Genomic DNA, 18,618 nt, shown 5'->3' on the forward strand with positions numbered 1-18,618 from the left:
TTACCTTCCTTTAATTCTTTAGCTTAGGGTCAAATGCATCACGGAGTCCGTCTCCCAAAAGGTTAAGACTAAGTATTATCAAACTGATAAGTATTGCCGGTGCGAACAAAAGATGTGGATATGACTGCAATCCTGTTATTGCATCGGAAGCAAGTGAACCGAGAGACGGCATAGGAACAGCCACACCAAGTCCCAAAAATGACAAATAACTTTCTGTAAATATAGCAGAAGGTATTTGCAATGTAGTTGTAACAATCAATGTACCGATAGTATTTGTAAGCAAGTGCTTTCTGATAATCTGGCCGCTCTTTGCACCAAGTGCTCTTGCAGCTGTTACATACTCCTGCTCCTTTAATACAAGTATCTGTCCACGGACAATTCTTGCCATACCTACCCAGTAAAGAAGGGCAAAAACTATAAATATACTTATAAGGTTTATACCGAGAACATTGATCCAACCAAATCCAGGTGCAGACGCCAAAAGCTTCATAGGCTTCTTAAGCGCAAATGTAAGAAGTATTATAAGTAATATATCAGGAACTGTATATATTATATCTACAATTCTCATCATTATAAGGTCAACCCATCCGCCGGTAAATGCCGCAACGGAACCGTAAATTGAACCGATTATAAGCACGATAAATGATGCCAAAAGTCCTACTATAAGTGAAATTCTGGCTCCCATCATTACTCTTATGGCATAGTCTCTTCCAAGACTGTCAGTTCCTAGTATATGTGGAAATACCTTCTCTCCTGCAGCGATTCTTGCAAGTTCTCCTGCAGAATACTGCATAGGCATAAGTCTCTCACTACCCTTTAACTGTATTGCATAGTTATATGGGTAAAATATCGGCACTATAAATGCAAGTATCAATATAACAAAAAATACTGCCAAAGATGCAAGTGCCACTTTATTCTTTAAAAGTCTTCGAAATCCGTCCTGCCAGAAGCTGACACTTTGACGCATCACTACCAGACTTTCTTTTTCTTCTTTGCTGGCAGGCAAAAAATCTTCAGGCGATAAATTTAAATGCCCTGAAATAATATGTTTGCTCATTATATATAGGGATGCCACAAAGTACTTGTGACAACCTTCTCCTTTCTTATAGGCTTTACTTAAGTTTTATTCTAGGATCTACGATCGTATATGTGATATCTACCACTACGTTCATAAAAATAATAAGAGTTGCCAGGAATATGGTGGTTCCCATGATAACTGTATAGTCCTGATTTATAACAGAACTTACAAATTCACCCCCAAGTCCCGGAATGGTAAATATCTTCTCTACAACAAAGCTTCCTACAAGTGTATACGCTACAAGCGGACCCATATATGTAATGATAGGCAAAATAGCATTTCTGAGCGCATGCTTAAACAAAATAACATTCTCTGAGAGACCCTTTGCTCTTGCTGTTCTCATATAGTCCTGTCCAAGTACGTCAAGCATTGAAGATCTCATCTGTCTTGCAATATAAGCTGTAGGATAAAATGAAAGCGCAAGTACCGGCATAATGTAGTTTAACGGTGATGTAAGTCCATATGTAGGCAAAAGTTCAAGCTTTACGCCTAAGAAGTACATTAGAATAGTACAAACAACGAAACTCGGTACCGCTATTCCCAAAGTTGCAAACATTATAATAAGTCTGTCAAGTACCTTTCCTCTGTTAAGTGCGGCAATGGAACCCAAAGGCACTCCGAATATTAATGCAAGGACTATAGATATTCCACCCACTCTGGCAGAAACAGGAAATTTTGTGGATATTATCTGAGCTACGTCTCTTCCTCTTTGCTTTATACTTATTCCAAAATCACCTTTCAATGCATTTTTAAAATAATTTATATACTGCACTGTGATAGGCTTATCAAGGCCATATTTTACCTCCAATGCTTTTTGAGCCGCTTTTGAAATTGACTTATCCGCAGCGAAAGGTCCACCCGGAACTTGTTGCATCAGGAAAAAAGTCAAGGTTGATACGATGAATATTGTTGCTATTCCGAATATCAACCTTTTGATAATATACTTTAACACGATTTCCTCTCCTTTACTTTTTATTTTTCTATAAGTTATTAAAGTATTTTGCCAATATTTTATGCTTTTAGATATTTTCACATAGAAATAAAAGCTTGTACAAAAAATAGTAGGCAAGCACCGTTGCTGAATATTGCCTACTTCCTACACAATTATACACTATTCTATTATCTTTTTCAAGACTCTGTTCGTATAGCGTGCACTTATGTTTGTCAATAAAATACATGATTTTTTTTGCAATTTCAGTTTTATATTTCTTTATATTTTCTTTATCTTCTTTATGCAATATATCCCTTTACTTTTTTTAAAAAAGGTATATGATATTTTTGACAAATGTGTTTCTTCCTATTAAATGTACCACATAAGTAGCCTGAAATATATTTGAGTGGTTTGCCTTACATGGTATATCACATAATACTATTTACTAAGGAGGTTTTATGGATGATATAATAAGCAGGCTTTCTGAAATAGAAGACTCATCTCAAAGTTACGTTGATGATGCCGTTCAAAAGAAAAAGGAAATCGCTGCTGAGATTAACGCCAGGAAAGAGCTTTGGAAGCAGGATCTTGATGCTAAGACAAAGGCAAGAATTGCCGAGTTGCAGGAATCTATGAATTTGTCTAAAGAAAAAAAGATTTCCGAACTCAAGCAACAGTCTGAGAAGGCCTTTATGAATCTGCAAGACATGTATGACACTCACCATGATAAATATGTGGATATGCTATTCTCAAATATGATTAAGGAGTAGCCATGGGAAATTTATTTAAATACTCTTCCCTTACCACTAAAATTCGTTCGATGTCAAGTGATTTAATAAGTATTGACGGTTTCAAATCACTATGTGAATGCGAAACCATCACTGATGCAATGAATGAGCTTATGCATTATAAATACTACCGTGATGCATTTAAAAAAGTCGACATCAATACATTGCATCGTGAGGATATCGAGCAAATATTATTGTTAAGTAATCTGGAAGAGTTTTCAAGACTCTACAAGTTTAACTCGGGTACTCCAAGAAAATATCTGAATTTAGTGTCTATGTACAATACAATTTATGTCTTAAAGCGTATACTGCGAGACATTCTCAGTCATAGACCGACATCTTTGGATTTAAAATCATATTCCAAGTATATGGGTACAAAAACAAATCTGAGCATCGATGAACTTATGTCTGCACAGGACGTATCACAATTCGTTGATTCTCTGAAAAATACAGAATATTATGATTGTACAAATCATGTATTGTCTACCGGAAGTACCAATATATTTGACTATGCGCTTGCTCTTGACTCTTATTATTTTGAGATTTGTTTCAAATTTGCGCAAAAAGAGCTTAAAGGTGATGAAAGCAAAGAAGTACTCTCAATCCTTGGAACAAGATGTGATTTCCTTAATATGCAATGGATATACAGAACCAAGAAGTATTATAAAGTAAGTAATACAAAGGTGTATGCCACCCTCATCCCGCATTATTACAAGATAAGCGCAGATGAAATAAAGCAAATGGTTGAGGCCGAAAATCTTGATGAGTTTTTTGTAATATTTGATAATTCATACTATGGAAAGTTGTCTGCAAAGCTTTTTAAGTACAAACCCGGCATAGAAGAATTTTCTATGAGGACATTGGAATATCTGTATAGCAAACATAAGAAGGATAATCCGTATTCTTTGGCAAGCCTCAGCTACTATCTGTATTCCAGGGAACTTGAGATAAGCAGAGTTATAGAGATAATAGAGTCCATAAGATATTCGCTTCCTCCGGAAGATATTGTCTCTAATATTTTAAAACTTGAAACAAGGAGGTCTTTCGCATGATTGAGAGAATGGAATTCTTGAATATCACAGGCCCGAAAGACGATATTGACAGAATCATAGAAACCTATATCAGTAAGTATGATTTTCAGTTGGAAAATGCTCTTTCAGAACTGAAAAATGTCAAAGAATTGCATGCCTTCAATGAAAGCAATCCTTATAAAGACATCTTGGCAAGATCGCAGGAACTGAAAGAATACTTTAAAGATACCGGTTTACACACGAATCGTCACATGAGTATCGAGGAGGCCGACAAAATAACCCGGAATATTTCAGACAAGGTCTATTCTTTATCACAAAAAAAGAGTGAACTCGAATCGGAACTTGCGGGATACGAGGAAAAACTTAAAAATGTCCACTATTTTATAGGACTGGATTATGACACTGAAAAGATTCTGCACTTTAAGTATGTAAACTTCAGATTCGGTTCCATGCCTACGGAATATTATGAAAAGTTTATGACCTTTGTGTATGAAGGTATTGACACTATTTTTTACAAGGCAAGAGAAATAGATGATAAGGTCTGGGGTGTATATTTTGTACCGGATGCCATTTCGGAGCAAATAGATGCTATATATTCTTCAATGCATTTTGAAAGATTTTTCCTGCCTGATGAGTACCATGGAACACCTGAATATTCAAGTGCCAAGCTTCAGGAAAAAATTAAAGAGTTACAGGACAATATACTTAATATCGACAATAAGATAATAAGTGTACTTGAAAACAGCCGTGAAGATTTTCTTTTGGCAAATCAGGTACTTTACAGATTCAACAAGGTCTTTGAAGTCAGAAAGTATGCGGCAGCCACCAGAGATAACAGAAAAGATAAAAAGGTCTTCTATATCATATGCGGATGGCTTACAAAAGATGATGCCGAAAAACTGGCAAAAGAACTTGAAAATGAGCCGAGCACTTTCTGTCTTGCGGAAAGAAATTTATCAAAAATAAGCAGCACTCCGCCTATAAAGTTAAAGAACAATGCCCTTTTCAAACCTTATGAAATGTTTGTTGAAATGTACGGCTTGCCGAATTATAAGGAATTTGATCCTACAATACTTATAGCTCTGACATATTCCGTTTTGTTCGGTTTTATGTTTGGAGATGTCGGACAGGGTCTTGTGCTTTTAATACTCGGAAGTATTATAGCCTATAAGAAGAAATCAAGGCTTGCGGCAATTATCGCCAGATGCGGATTCTTCTCTACAATATTCGGATTTTTATTCGGTTCTATATTCGGATTTGAAGATATAATACAGCCACTTTGGGTAAGACCTGCAAAAGCAATGACAGCACTTCCCGTTATCGGAAATTTAAATACGGTATTTGTGGTAACTATAACTCTGGGTATGTTTATAATAATACTTATGATGATCTTAAGTATTTTGACAAAACTTAGGTTTAATGAGCCGGGTGAAGCATTGTTTGATGCAAACGGTGTGGCAGGACTTGTATTTTATGCATCGGCACTTATTACCATAATCCTTTTTATGACAGGTAATCATATGCCGGCGGCAATTATTCTGTTTATAATGTTTGTACTTCCTTTGATTTTAATTTTCTTAAAAGAGCCTTTATCGGCTGTATTGGAAAAGAAAAAGATACATCTCGAGGGAGGTGTAGGCATGTTTATTCTGCAGGGATTCTTTGAGCTTTTTGAAGTGCTTTTAAGCTACTTTTCAAACTCTCTTTCCTTTGTCAGGGTGGGTGCGTTTGCAGTCAGCCATGCGGCAATGATGGAAGTAGTGCTTATGCTTTCAGGTGCTGAAAGCGGCAATATCAACTGGATAGTTGTTGTCCTCGGAAATATTTTTGTAATGGGTATGGAAGGTTTAATTGTAGGTATACAGGTATTACGTCTTGAGTATTATGAGTTGTTCTCAAGATTTTATACAGGTGACGGTAGAGAATTTAAACCTTATTCATAGTAAATAATTTTTATGTTTTAGTTAGGAGAAAAAAATGAATACATTAGTAAAAGTAACACTTGCAGCAGCCCTTATTTTAAGTATCGCAGTTCCTTATATCGCATTTATGATAGGCGAAAAGACAAAGGGTCGTTATAAAAAAGCCCTTGCAGGAAATGTTGTTATGTTCTTCGGTGTTATGGCGATTACATGCGTATTTTTCTTATCAGGAAATGCTTACGCAGCTTCTGAAACAGCAGCTTCATCAGCTACAGGCTTAGGATACCTCTCAGCAGCTCTTTCAGTAGGTCTTGCATGTATCGGTGGCGGTATCGCCGTATCTGCGGCAGCTTCAGCAGCACTTGGAGCTATCAGTGAGGACGGTTCAATCCTTGGTAAGTCACTTATCTTCGTAGGTCTTGCAGAAGGTGTTTGCCTTTACGGACTTGTAGTTGCATTCATGATTCTTGGTCGTTTATAAAGGCGATTTTATGAAAATGTATCTTATAAGTGATAATGTGGATACTCTTACAGGTATGAGACTTGCAGGGGTGGAAGGAGTGGTGGTTCATGAAAAACATGAACTTGCAAATGCCCTTGACTTTGTTATAAAGAGCAAAGATATCGGCATTGTGCTTCTCACGGAAAAGTTTTCAAAGGATTATCCCGAGCTTGTAAATAAATATAAGATGGAATCACATATACCACTCTTTATTGATATACCGGATCGACATGGTACCGGAAGATCCGAAAACTTCATTACAGACTATGTAAATGAAGCTATCGGCTTGAAACTGTAACAGTTTGCATGATTATAATCTTGCAAAATGAACTTTAGATTAAGATTAAAAAGGTAGGTATTATCTTGACAATAGAAGAAAAACTACAGCATTTTAAAGAGGCTTGCACTGCTGATGCCATTGCCGCCGCTGAAAAAATACTTTCAGATTATAAAAATGCTTTAGAGAAGGACTTTTTAGACTACCAAAACAGTGAGACGAGACTTGCTGATATGGAAGTCAAAACTGAAACCACAAGGATTGACAAAGAGATGAACAAAGAGCTCGCTCTTGAACAGATAAAACTACGAATGGAGCTTGGAAAAAAGGCTGCCGAGCTCAAGGAAAAGATTTTTGCACAGCTTGAGGAAAGACTCGCAGAGTATCAGGAAACTCCCGAATATGTAGCTTTGATAGATTCACAAATTGAAAGAGCGTTGAAATTTGCGGGAAATGATGAGGTGAAAATATATATAGACCCTAATGATGAATCTCTCGCACATGATCTTTCCGTAAGACATGATATTGATATAGCCATCAGTAAATATCCTTTTCATGGCGGTATGAGAGCCGTTATACCGGCAAAAAATATTCTGATTGACAATTCTTTTGAAAAAAAGATTTCAGAAGCAAAAGAAAAATTTGATGTAGATATGGAGGTACTATAATGGCAACTACAGGTATTATATTTGCAATAAACGGACCTATAGTAAAGACATCAAATGATTCCGGTTTTGAAATGCATGAGATGGTATATGTAGGAGAAGAAAATCTTGTAGGTGAGGTAATCGGACTTACTTCCGATGCAACCGTCATAGAAGTTTATGAGGAAACCGGAGGCATTAAGCCGGGTGAAATTGTAACAGGTACAGGTGCTCCCGTTTCCGTAACTCTTGCGCCGGGTATCCTTAACAATATATTTGACGGTATAGAAAGACCTTTAAGTGAGATAGCAAAGGTTGACGGAACCTATATTTCCAGAGGTGTAAGTGTGGATTCACTTGATACAAAGAAACTTTGGAAAACACATATAACCGTAAAACCGGGACAGGCTATAGACGGAGGAACCATAATTGCCGAGGTGCCTGAAACACCGGCAATATTACATAGAGTAATGCTCTCTCCAAACCTTAAGGGTTATGTTTTGGATGTGGTTGAAGACGGTGAGTATACGATAAATGACAAGATTCTCACATTGCAGCTTGAAGACGGAAGTGAGATTCCGATCACAATGACACAGCACTGGCCCATTCGTGTTCCGAGACCTATAAAGAAGAGATTCCCGGCAAGCGTTCCGCTTATTACCGGTCAGAGAATTCTTGATACTCTCTTCCCTCTTGCAAAGGGAGGTACTGCAGCTGTTCCGGGAGGATTCGGTACAGGTAAGACTATGACACAGCACCAGATTGCAAAATGGTCCGATGCAAATATTATTATTTATATCGGTTGTGGTGAGCGTGGAAATGAGATGACTCAGGTTCTTGAGGAGTTCTCAGAGCTTATAGATCCTAAGACCGGAAATCCTTTGATGGATAGAACAACCCTTATCGCAAACACTTCAAATATGCCGGTTGCCGCCAGAGAGGCATCTCTTTATTCAGGGCTGACACTTGCAGAATATTACCGTGATATGGGTTATGATGTTGCAATCATGGCGGACTCAACGTCAAGATGGGCGGAGGCTCTTCGTGAGATCTCAGGTCGACTTGAGGAAATGCCTGCCGAGGAAGGTTTCCCGGCATATCTGGCATCAAGACTTTCAGCATTCTATGAGAGAGCCGGCATGATGCAAAACTTAAACGGAAGTGAAGGATCGGTATCAATTATCGGTGCGGTATCTCCACAGGGTGGTGATTTCTCCGAGCCTGTAACACAAAATACCAAGAGATTTGTACGCTGTTTCTGGGGACTTGATAAGAGACTTGCATATGCAAGACATTTCCCTGCTATACAGTGGCTTGACAGCTATTCGGAATACCTGACAGATCTTGCGCCTTGGTATGCTGAGCATGTAGATAAGAACTTTGTAGAATATAGAAACAGGCTTGTATATATACTCAATCAGGAAGCATCTCTGATGGAAATAGTAAAACTTATCGGTGCGGATGTTTTGCCTGACGATCAGAAACTTGTACTTGATATAGCGAAGGTTATAAGAGTAGGTTTCCTTCAGCAAAACGCCTTCCACAAGGATGATACTTGTGTTCCGCTGATAAAACAGTACAAAATGATGGATGTAATACTCTATCTCTATCAGAAGTCAAAAGCTCTTGTTCATCAGGGCATGCCTATGAGCGTTTTGCATCAGGACAGTATCTGGGACAGAGTTTCTTCTATAAAGTATGATGTCCCTAACGATAAGCTCGAGATGTTGGATCAATACAAAAAAGATATTGACACATTCTACGAAAAAGTACTTGAAAAGAATGCATAGGAGGTAAAACATGTCAATAGAATACCTTGGACTTAGTTCCATAAACGGACCACTGGTAGTTCTTGAGGGTGTCAAGGGTGCTGCCTATGATGAGATTGTAGAAATGACCGTAAACGGTAAAGAAAGACGTCTTGGCAAAATCATTGAAATAAACGGTGACAAAGCGGTAATACAGGTTTTTGAAGGAACTGACGGTATGGCACTTAGAAATACACATACCAAGCTTACAGGAAAGCCTATGGAAATAGGCGTTTCCGAGGCAATGTTCGGAAGAACTTTCAACGGTATCGGAGAACCTATCGACGGACTTGGAAGTGTAGAGGCGGAAAAGACCCTCGATGTAAACGGAAAACCTTTAAATCCTGTCACAAGGGAATATCCGAGAAACTATATCAGAACCGGTATTTCCGCTATCGATGGACTTATGACTCTTATCAGAGGTCAGAAGTTACCTATATTCTCAGGAAACGGACTTCCACATGATGAGCTTGCGGCACAGCTTGTTCGTCAATCTTCTTTGGGTGACAGCAACAATGATGATGAGAAGTTTGCGGTTGTATTTGCAGCCATGGGTGTAAAGCATGATGTGGCTGATTTCTTCCAGAGAACATTTGCAGAGAGCGGTGTTAGTGACCATGTTATCACATTCATCAATCTCGCAAACGATCCTGTTGTAGAAAGACTTATTACTCCGAAGGTGGCTCTTACCGTTGCCGAGTATCTTGCTTTTGAAAAGGGCATGCATATACTTGTAATACTTACGGATATGACTTCTTTTGCGGAGGCAATGCGTGAGGTTTCATCTTCAAAGGGTGAGATTCCTTCAAGAAAAGGTTTCCCGGGATATCTTTATTCAGAGCTTGCCACCATATATGAGAGAGCGGGTATTGTGAACGGTGTGAACGGTTCCGTTACACAGATTCCGATACTTACCATGCCGAATGATGATATCACTCACCCGATCCCCGACCTTACAGGATATATAACCGAAGGCCAGATAGTTCTTGACAGAGACTTAAACGGTCAGTCAATCTATCCTCCTATCTCAGTACTTCCTTCTCTTTCAAGACTTATGAAGGACGGTATCGGCGAAGGCTTTACAAGAGCGGACCATCAGGATGTGGCAAATCAGCTCTTCTCTTCCTACTCTAAGGTTGGTGATGCCAGAGCACTTGCATCAGTTATCGGTGAGGATGAATTGTCCGATACGGATAAACAATATCTTATATTCGGTAGAGCATTTGAGCAGATGTTTATCGGTCAGTCTGTTAATGATAACCGAACAATATTTGATACCTTGGAAATCGGCTGGAAACTTCTCGGCCTTATGCCTAGAGGCGAGCTTGACAGAATAGATACAAAGGTACTTGATCAGTATTATAAGCCGACAGTACTTGATGCAAACGGTGATATAGTTCCTGCTGCAGTAGAGGATTAATTATGAATATTAATACATTCCCGACAAAGGGTAATTTGATAGCTTCAAAAAACTCTCTGGCACTGGCAAGACAGGGCTATGGCTTGATGGATAAGAAGAGAAATATTCTTATCCGCGAGCTCATGGGATTGATTGATGAGGCTAAGGAAATCCAAAAACAAATAGATACAACCTTTGGTGCCGCTTACAAGGCACTGATGTATGCAAATATCGAATTGGGTATAGACTTCGTATCGGATGTCGCAGGTTCGGTACCTGTTGAAGACAGTATACAGATAAAGACCAGGTCGGTAATGGGTACTGAAATCCCTCTTGTAAGATTTGATGATTCTCCCATGGAGCCTACATATGCTTATTACGCTACAAGAGAGTCACTTGATAAAGCCAGAGAATGCTTCAATGAAGTAAAAAGACTTACTGTAAGACTTTCCATGATAGAAAATTCCGCTTATCGTCTGGCAAGAAATATTAAAAAGACTCAAAAAAGAGCCAATGCCTTAAAGAATATCACTATTCCAACCTATGAAAATCTCACAAAGAATATCACGAATGCTTTGGAAGAAAAGGATCGTGAGGAATTCACCAGGTTGAAGGTTATAAAGTCTTGGAAGGATGCATAATGAAAATACTTAGATTCTTTTTAGGAATTATTTTAAGCTTTTCACTGATGTTTATCGTGCTGGTTACATCCATTGAAATTGCGGCATATTCAGATTTTTCATTTTATGAAAAAGAATATGAGAAATATGCCGTAACAAACTACGTGGATATTTCAATGTCCGATCTTATGAATGTTACAAAGGATATGATGAGCTATCTAAAAGGTGACAGAGAAAAACTCTCCGATATAAAGGCAAATATTGCAGGAATCCCCGACACGGCCTTCTTTAATGAAAGAGAAGTTGCGCATATGGAGGATGTACGAGGTCTTTTTGTGGGAGCTGTTTATCTTAGATATATACTTATAGCAATCAGTATTCTTTGCATTATAGCGGTAAAATTATTAAAGGGTAAAATATTTTGCTTTCTGTCAAATGTACTTACATTCGGCACTTTAATTACTCTGGCCATAACTGCCGTTTTGGTATTTCTTATTGCCGGAGATTTTGAAAAATATTTTATAATCTTCCACCATATCTTTTTTAACAATGATTTGTGGATGCTTGACCCGGCTACCGACAATTTGATAAATATTGTGCCACAAGGCTTCTTTATGGATATGTCTAAAAGAATTATGATAGTATTTTCCGCTTTTATCCTGTCTATGATAGGTAGCGGTGTGGTTTTAAAGAAAATTTTTAAATAATTTTTTTGAAAATAAGGTGTATGTAGCTACCTTATTTTTATATTTGCATATAATTTAATATTATGATAAATTATGACTTTAGAAAAATGTTTTCTTAGGAGGTTATTTATGAAGAAAAAATGGTGGCATGGTAAAGTTGCTTATCAAATATATCCAAAAAGTTTTAATGATACCACAGGAAGCGGTATAGGTGATCTGAGAGGTATTATAGAAAAACTTGACTATTTAAAAGATCTCGGAGTTGACATAATATGGTTGTCTCCTTGTTACTGCTCTCCTTTTGCGGATCAGGGCTATGATATTTCAGACTATTACAATATAGATCCCGTATTCGGAAATATGGACGATATGGATGAGCTTTTGGCGGAAGCTAAAAAAAGGGATATGTACATCCTTATGGACCTTGTAGTAAATCACTGTTCGGATGAGCATGAGTGGTTTAAAAAAGCTGTGGAAGATCCTGACGGAGAATATGGAAAGTATTTCTATATCGAAGAAGGTAAGGACGGCAAGGAGCCTAACAACTGGCGTTCTTACTTTGGCGGAAGTGCATGGGAAAAGATCCCCGGCACAAACAAGTACTATCTTCACCTCTTCCATAAAAAGCAACCTGACCTCAACTGGGAAAACAAAAAAGTTCGCGAAGAAATATATACAATGATAAACTGGTGGCTTGAGAGAGGACTTGCAGGTTTTAGAATTGATGCCATTATAAATATAAAGAAGGCTCTCCCTATAATTGACTATTGCTACTCACCGGATAGAGAAGACGGCTTTGTGGAGCCACATAGAATGCTTGAGGATGCTATAGGTGTAGGTGACTTCCTTACAGAACTTAAAAATGAGACATTTGCCAAGCATGATGCTTTCACAGTCGGCGAAGTATTTGACGAGCGTGAAGAGGATATCCCGCTTTTCATCGGCGATGACGGCTATTTTTCAAGTATGTTTGACTTCAATGAGACAATATTCGGAAAGAGTAGAAACGGTTGGTATGACTGCAAGCCTATCACTCCCGACGACTATAAGAGATGCTGCTTTGAGACTCAGGAAAAAATCGGTGATATCGGAATGATTTCCACTATTATCGAAAACCATGATGAGCCAAGAGGTGTGAGCCACTATATCCCTGAAGACGAGCTTAGCGAAACCGCAAAAAAATTCCTCGGTACAATGCAGTTTATGCTTCGTGGACTTCCGTTTATATATCAAGGCCAGGAAATAGGTATGGAGAATGTAAACTTCACCTCTATGGACCAGATAGATGATATATCAACCCGTGACCAGTATAAAGTAGCAATAGAAGCCGGACTGTCTCCCGAAGATGCATTTGCAGCCGTAAAGCATTACAGCCGTGACAACAGCCGTACTCCTTTCCAGTGGGATGACAGCAAAAATGCAGGATTTACCACAGGAAACCCATGGCTTATGGTAAGCCCTGACTATAAGAGAATCAATGCGGCATCACAAATAAATGATCCTGACTCACTGCTCTCTCACTATAAAAAACTTACCGCTCTCAGAAAAAATCCGGAGTATTCCGAGACTGTAGTATATGGTAAGACCGTACCGTATCTCCCTGAGGTAGAGAAACTTATGGCATTTAAGAGAGTTTCAGATAATCAGACTTTACTTGTACTCGGCAACTTCCAGACCAAGCCGCAGACTGTAAAACTTCCTTCAAAATGTAAAAAGGTTGTTTTAAACAATGTGGAAAATGTTGACTTTGTATCAGATACAGAGATCAAACTTGAAGGATACCAGGCTTTGGTTATTGAGATTTAAAAACATTAAAAGAACCTGTCGGAACAAACACCTCCGACAGGTTCTTTTTTTATACTAAAAAATATCTTTTTTCCAAAAGAGCCTTATCTTATTTTCAATCTTTAATCTCTCACCCTCTGCCGTACAACTCTGTCAGATACTTGATATTCTTCCAGGTATTCTCATCTATCTCATTCTCGGTAAGTCTGAACATCCAGTTCTTACCTATTGTGGAAGGTGTGTTCATTCTATACCTGTGGTCATAGTGAAGATAGTCCTGTATAGGTATAATACAAGTATCCGAAACACTTCCCATAGCCGCTCTTATAAGTGCATCACAGACTTCGGTCTTCTTATCGGACTTCTTTAAATTAAAGTATGCAAGTACCATATCATACTCTTTTTCCGTAATATCATCAAGCCATCCCATCACAGTCTCATTGTCATGAGTACCGGTGTATACCACGCTGTTTCTTGTATAATTGTGAGGCAAGTAGTCATTTGCACTTCCCGTATCTCTGGAATCGAAAGCAAATTCAAGGACTTTCATTCCGGGATATCCGCTGTCATTTACAAGTCTTCTTACACTGTCGGTCACATATCCAAGATCCTCCGCTATAAGCTTACAGTCACCAAGTCTTTCCTTTATCTTATTGAAGAGTTCAATACCCGGACCCTTCTCCCAGCGACCGCCTGCCGCAGTCTCATTCTCTGCAGGGATGGAATAATATTCATCAAATCCTCTGAAATGATCTATTCTGATAACATCATAATTTTCAAAATTCTTTCTAAGTCTCTTTATCCACCATTTAAAACCTGTATCTCTGTGATATCCCCAATTATAAAGCGGATTTCCCCAAAGTTGTCCGTCAGGAGCAAAACCGTCAGGCGGACAACCGGCCACCGCTACAGCCTTACCCTCTTCATCCATCTGAAACAGTTCTCTATGCGCCCAGGTGTCCGCACTGTCCATAGCCACATAAATAGGAATATCGCCGATAATCTCTATGCCGTTTTCATTGGCATATGCTTTTAATTTCTTCCACTGTTCATCAAACTTATATTGTAGAAACTGATAAAATTCTATATCAAAGTAAAGCTTCTCCCTATAATAATTGATGGCATAATCATATCTTTCTCTTATATCCTTCGGCCAGGTATTAAAAGGCTCTCCGTTAAAATAGTCTTTAAGCGCCATAAAGAGTGCATAATCCCAAAGCCATTTGGAATTCTCATAAACAAAATCTGCAAATTTATCATCTTCATAAACTTTTGCTCTCTCATATGCCTTGTGTAAGAGGTCAAATCTGCCGTCATAAAGCTTTTTATAGTCCACTTTCTTTAAATCTGTGCCGAAATCTATACCGTCACATTCTTTTTTTGTCAAAAGCCCTTCTTCTATAAGCTGTTCAAGATCTATAAAGTATGGATTTCCTGCAAATGTGGAAAATGACTGATATGGTGAGTCTCCATAACTTGTAGGTCCGAGAGGTAATATCTGCCAGAATGATTGCTTTGCCTCTTTTAACTTATCCACAAAGTGATATGCCGCTTTTCCAAAACTCCCTATTCCGTATTTGCCCGGAAGGCTGCTTATATGTAGTAATATTCCGCTTTTTCTCATTAGTCTCCTCCTTATTTTTTAAGCCATGCAAAATCAGATTCGCATGGCTTATATTTTACGGTCAAAATATTTATCGCACAATTAATCCTGTGCATTTATATATAACCTGATATCTGTTATTTAATAGCTCCGTCTACCATTCCCTGAATGATCTGCTTTTGTGCAATCAGGAATAATAAAACTATAGGAATCATAGCAAGGAATGCGGCGCTAAGAATCAAATCCCACTGCTTTACATAAGAGCCTACGAAGCTGCTTACTGCGATAGGCAGTGTTTTAATCTTACCGTTAAGTCCAAGCATAATGGACGGAAGCAAGTAGTCGTTCCATATCCACAAACCGTTCAGTATAAGAACCGTCATCTGTACCGGACGAAGAAGAGGCATTATTATTCTGAAGAATGTGCCTTCAGGAGAGCAACCGTCAATCCATGCAGCCTCCTCAAGCTCCTTTGGAATACCCTTTATAAATCCGTGCAATACAAATATTGACATGGAACCTCCAAAGCCGAGGTAAGCAAATACTACACCCTTATAGCTTGAAAGCATCTGTATTCCTGTAAAGTTTCCTATATTCTTGAAAACTGTAAGTATAGGAAGCATAACTACCTGGAAAGGAATAACCATAGCCGCTACAAACATCATAAAGATAAAGTTTGACCAACCCTCTTTATGATGACGACTTAGTACCCATGCGGCCATTGATGAGAACAATGTCAAAAGCACAAGTGAAACCACTGTGATTATCAAAGAGCTTCTGAAAGAACTCCAATAACTGAAGTTGTCATTGTTTATAACACCCTTAAAGTTTGTAAGCATCTGTCCCCAGTTCTTAGGTAAAGATATAGGGCTTATTACTATATCCGCACTGGTTTTTGCAGAGTTTATAATTACCAGGAAGAACGGGCATAATATAAAGAATGCTATGATAAAGCCTATAATACTGCCGATTAAATTTCTTGATTTCTGTGCTTTCATTATAGCTCTACCTCCCTCTTCTTACTGATTGCAACCTGTGTCAAAGATACTGCTGCAAGTATTATAAAGAATACAACAGCCTTGGTCTGACCAAGAGCATAATTGTTCTTTCTTATAGCTGTATTGTAAATATTAAGAGCCAAAAGCTCTGTAGCCTGGATAATCTTCGGTCCCATAATACGGCTTGGTGCACCGTTTGTTATTGCAAGGTTTAAGTCAAACTGCTTAAATGAGTTTACCAATGTAAGGAATATACATACTGTAAATGTATTTGCAATCATAGGTATCTTTATCTTAAACAATGTTGTAAATGCTGAAGCGCCGTCAACTCCCGATGCCTCAAGTACATCCTTGGGCACAGTCTGAAGACCTGTAAGATAAATAAGCATTATATATCCGGCATACTGCCATGTATTTACTATCAAAATAGCAAGCAATGCGAGGTTTGCATCTGTAAGCATTGACAATGAACCTGCAAATATGGTTGTAAATACCTTATTGAAGATAAACTGCCACACATAACCGAGTACAAGACCACCGATCAGGTTCGGTAAAAAGTAAGCCGAACGGAAGAAAGATGTACCCTTCATCTTTGATGAACACACAAGTGCCAGTGCAAATCCGACAACATTGACCAAAACCATATTTATAACTGTATATATAAGTGTAATTACAAATGAATATACATAGTCTGACTGCTGAAACATTGTAATGTAATTTTCAAATCCGACAAATCTTGTAACCTGTATTCCGTTCCAATCTGTAAATGAATATATAATACCCAAAATGAACGGAATTATAACTGTTACCGCAAAGGTAAATACCATCGGAAACAAGAATACCATATTTACTATCTTTGTGTGCTTCTTATGCGGCATTTTAAATACGCCTAATATAAGTAAAACAACACCCAAAATAAGTATATATCCTCTAAGCTCCCCTGTAGCCCCGGTCAAGTCTAAAATCAATGCATAAATTGTAAGTATTGCTCCAAGAGCCAGCATTGCCAAAGGAATTATTTTTCTATCTGTATTCAATTTTCACTCCTTTCGATAAACTTAGTTTAAAAAATCTTTCTATAAAAAAATGGCGACTTTAAAAAGTCGCCATCAAAACTTCAAAGACTCGCTGTTCTATAATTTGCGAAGCATTTTAAAAATATTATTTCTTATTGTTTGCTATGTAGTCAGCCATTGTTGACTTCATCAAAGTTACAAAATCATCTCTTGTAATGCTTCCCTTTGCAAATGAATCAAATACAAGTCCAAGTGCGTTCTGTGCAAGTCCTTCAGGCATATTTGACCATGCCCATGAAGATGTCTCACCTGCATCTACATACTTCTTAAGGCTAACCGCAAGTGGAGTCTCAGGCTCTATTGTACTTGTCTTATATGGTGAAATCATACCTGCTTCTTTTACAAGAATCTCCTGTGCATCAGGATCTGTAGCAAGGAAGTCAAGGAAAGCTTTAGCACCTTCTACATTCTTACCGTCCTTATATACACACCACCATGATGGGCAGTCTGCAAGGATTCTTGTCATATCTGACTTTGTGAAAGCAAGTGGTAAAAGACCTGCCTTAAATGTTACATTGTATGTTGGGAGTGAAGGATCAATCCAGTTACCCTGTGTAATAAATGCTGCCTTTCCCTGTGCCCAAAGTGCAAGCTGATCATCATATGTTCCTGAAACAAGTACCTGTGGATCTGCATACTTGAAAAGAAGCTCTGTCATATCGGCAAACTCACCAAGTCTCTCATCATCAAGTTCACCCTTCATTGCCATATCAAAATACTTGTTATCACCTCTCTCAAGACCGCCTGTATAATAGTAACCGAACAAGTGGTTACCTGTTGACCAATACATCTGTCCTGCCTCTGCAGCAACTGATGCTACAGCCTGAATACCAAGCTCATCCTTCATGCCGTCAAGCTTCTCAAAAGCAGCCTTGAAAGCATCATAATTTGTAAGTGTTGCCGGATCGATACCTGCCTTCTCCAAGATATCGGCATTGTATGTGATTCCATATCCCTCTACCGCATATGGGAAACCTACAACCTTACCTGTTGCCTTATCCTTGTAAGCAAAGTCTGTATTCTTTGCAAACTCTGTATCACTAAGATCCGCAACCATATCTGTCCAGTTGGCGTAATCTCCGTCACCACCGATAACGAATAAATCAGGCATATTGTCGGCAGCCTTGTAGCTCTTTATCTGACCCTGGATGTCAACACCGCCACCAAGTGACTCGATAACAACTTCCTGTCCGGTCTTCTCTTTGAACTTCTCAGCAGCTTTCTTTAACTGTGCATCAATCTCAATCTTACCGTTGATAAGTCTGAGGGCATCTTTGCTTGCAGCACTGTCGGCCTTGCTCTCGCCTGCCTTAGTCTCTGCAGCACTGCTCTGATTATCCGCACCACCGTCGCTCTTTGCAGCACCTGAACCGCAACCTGCCAAGATAGCAGATACGGCTAAAACACCTGCTGCAACACTCAAGAATCTTTTTTTCATTTTATTCTCCTCCATTAAGTATCTTTATTATA

At 38.5% G+C, this 18,618-nt stretch carries 17 protein-coding genes; 11 read left to right on the top strand and 6 right to left on the bottom strand.

What is annotated here, in order from left to right; all coding sequences use genetic code 11:
* Window positions 1-10: 10 nt before the first annotated feature.
* Together HMPREF1140_RS08125 and HMPREF1140_RS08130 are read right to left on the bottom strand one after the other, a co-directional pair.
* The gene (locus HMPREF1140_RS08125; protein ID WP_009663228.1) at window positions 11-1,057 is read right to left on the bottom strand and encodes an ABC transporter permease; all 1,047 of its coding nucleotides are present in this window, start codon (window positions 1,055-1,057) and stop codon (window positions 11-13) included.
* 55 nt (window positions 1,058-1,112) lie between these two features.
* Window positions 1,113-2,030: an ABC transporter permease gene (locus HMPREF1140_RS08130; RefSeq protein ID WP_009663267.1), complete on the bottom strand. Its 918-nt coding sequence runs from the start codon at window positions 2,028-2,030 to the stop codon at window positions 1,113-1,115.
* 437 nt (window positions 2,031-2,467) lie between these two features.
* On the opposite strand from HMPREF1140_RS08130, the gene HMPREF1140_RS08140 reads away from it, so the two are divergent.
* The 11 genes from HMPREF1140_RS08140 (at window position 2,468) to HMPREF1140_RS08190 (ending at window position 13,492) form a co-directional block, all read left to right on the top strand.
* Entirely contained in the window at window positions 2,468-2,779 is a 312-nt protein-coding gene (locus tag HMPREF1140_RS08140) for a hypothetical protein (RefSeq protein WP_009663197.1), read from the top strand.
* 2 nt (window positions 2,780-2,781) lie between these two features.
* Window positions 2,782-3,849 carry a V-type ATPase subunit gene (locus HMPREF1140_RS08145; protein ID WP_009663375.1) on the top strand — a complete coding sequence of 356 codons (1,068 nt, stop codon included), beginning with the start codon at window positions 2,782-2,784 and terminating at the stop codon, window positions 3,847-3,849.
* Window positions 3,846-5,771: a V-type ATP synthase subunit I gene (locus tag HMPREF1140_RS08150; RefSeq protein WP_009663163.1), complete on the top strand. Its 1,926-nt coding sequence runs from the start codon at window positions 3,846-3,848 to the stop codon at window positions 5,769-5,771. The genes HMPREF1140_RS08145 and HMPREF1140_RS08150 overlap by 4 nt, the downstream gene beginning before the upstream one ends.
* 34 nt (window positions 5,772-5,805) lie before the next feature.
* Window positions 5,806-6,231: an ATP synthase subunit C gene (locus HMPREF1140_RS08155; protein ID WP_007595196.1), complete on the top strand. Its 426-nt coding sequence runs from the start codon at window positions 5,806-5,808 to the stop codon at window positions 6,229-6,231.
* A gap of 10 nt (window positions 6,232-6,241) precedes the next feature.
* Complete coding sequence (locus tag HMPREF1140_RS08160; protein WP_007595194.1) at window positions 6,242-6,550, top strand: V-type ATP synthase subunit F; 309 nt, start codon at window positions 6,242-6,244, stop codon at window positions 6,548-6,550.
* Between the two features lie 65 nt (window positions 6,551-6,615).
* Window positions 6,616-7,197 (top strand): V-type ATP synthase subunit E, encoded by a 582-nt coding sequence (locus HMPREF1140_RS08165; protein ID WP_009663222.1) that lies wholly within the window; start codon window positions 6,616-6,618, stop codon window positions 7,195-7,197.
* A complete protein-coding gene (locus HMPREF1140_RS08170; RefSeq protein WP_009663263.1) occupies window positions 7,197-8,963 on the top strand; it encodes a V-type ATP synthase subunit A in 1,767 nt (588 codons plus the stop codon). The genes HMPREF1140_RS08165 and HMPREF1140_RS08170 overlap by 1 nt, the downstream gene beginning before the upstream one ends.
* 10 nt (window positions 8,964-8,973) lie before the next feature.
* A complete protein-coding gene (locus tag HMPREF1140_RS08175) occupies window positions 8,974-10,401 on the top strand; it encodes a V-type ATP synthase subunit B (RefSeq protein WP_009663391.1) in 1,428 nt (475 codons plus the stop codon).
* A gap of 2 nt (window positions 10,402-10,403) precedes the next feature.
* Window positions 10,404-11,021: a V-type ATP synthase subunit D gene (locus HMPREF1140_RS08180; protein WP_009663347.1), complete on the top strand. Its 618-nt coding sequence runs from the start codon at window positions 10,404-10,406 to the stop codon at window positions 11,019-11,021.
* Window positions 11,021-11,707: a TIGR01906 family membrane protein gene (locus tag HMPREF1140_RS08185; protein ID WP_009663290.1), complete on the top strand. Its 687-nt coding sequence runs from the start codon at window positions 11,021-11,023 to the stop codon at window positions 11,705-11,707. The genes HMPREF1140_RS08180 and HMPREF1140_RS08185 overlap by 1 nt, the downstream gene beginning before the upstream one ends.
* Before the next feature lie 108 nt (window positions 11,708-11,815).
* Complete coding sequence (locus HMPREF1140_RS08190) at window positions 11,816-13,492, top strand: alpha-glucosidase (RefSeq protein ID WP_009663204.1); 1,677 nt, start codon at window positions 11,816-11,818, stop codon at window positions 13,490-13,492.
* Between the two features lie 109 nt (window positions 13,493-13,601).
* On the opposite strand, the gene malQ is transcribed toward HMPREF1140_RS08190, so the two are convergent.
* From malQ to HMPREF1140_RS08210, 4 genes are all read right to left on the bottom strand, one after another.
* Window positions 13,602-15,095, bottom strand: a complete 1,494-nt coding sequence (gene malQ / locus HMPREF1140_RS08195) for a 4-alpha-glucanotransferase (RefSeq protein WP_009663385.1) — start codon at window positions 15,093-15,095, stop codon at window positions 13,602-13,604.
* A gap of 116 nt (window positions 15,096-15,211) precedes the next feature.
* Window positions 15,212-16,072, bottom strand: coding sequence for a carbohydrate ABC transporter permease (locus HMPREF1140_RS08200; protein ID WP_009663161.1), 861 nt, complete (start codon window positions 16,070-16,072; stop codon window positions 15,212-15,214).
* A complete protein-coding gene (locus HMPREF1140_RS08205) occupies window positions 16,072-17,109 on the bottom strand; it encodes a carbohydrate ABC transporter permease (protein WP_009663346.1) in 1,038 nt (345 codons plus the stop codon). Before HMPREF1140_RS08205 ends, HMPREF1140_RS08200 begins: the two co-directional genes overlap by 1 nt.
* Before the next feature lie 124 nt (window positions 17,110-17,233).
* The gene (locus HMPREF1140_RS08210; protein WP_009663246.1) at window positions 17,234-18,586 is read right to left on the bottom strand and encodes an ABC transporter substrate-binding protein; all 1,353 of its coding nucleotides are present in this window, start codon (window positions 18,584-18,586) and stop codon (window positions 17,234-17,236) included.
* Window positions 18,587-18,618: the final 32 nt, after the last annotated feature.

The organism is Lachnoanaerobaculum sp. ICM7, assembly GCF_000287675.1.
Lineage (GTDB): Bacteria > Bacillota > Clostridia > Lachnospirales > Lachnospiraceae > Lachnoanaerobaculum.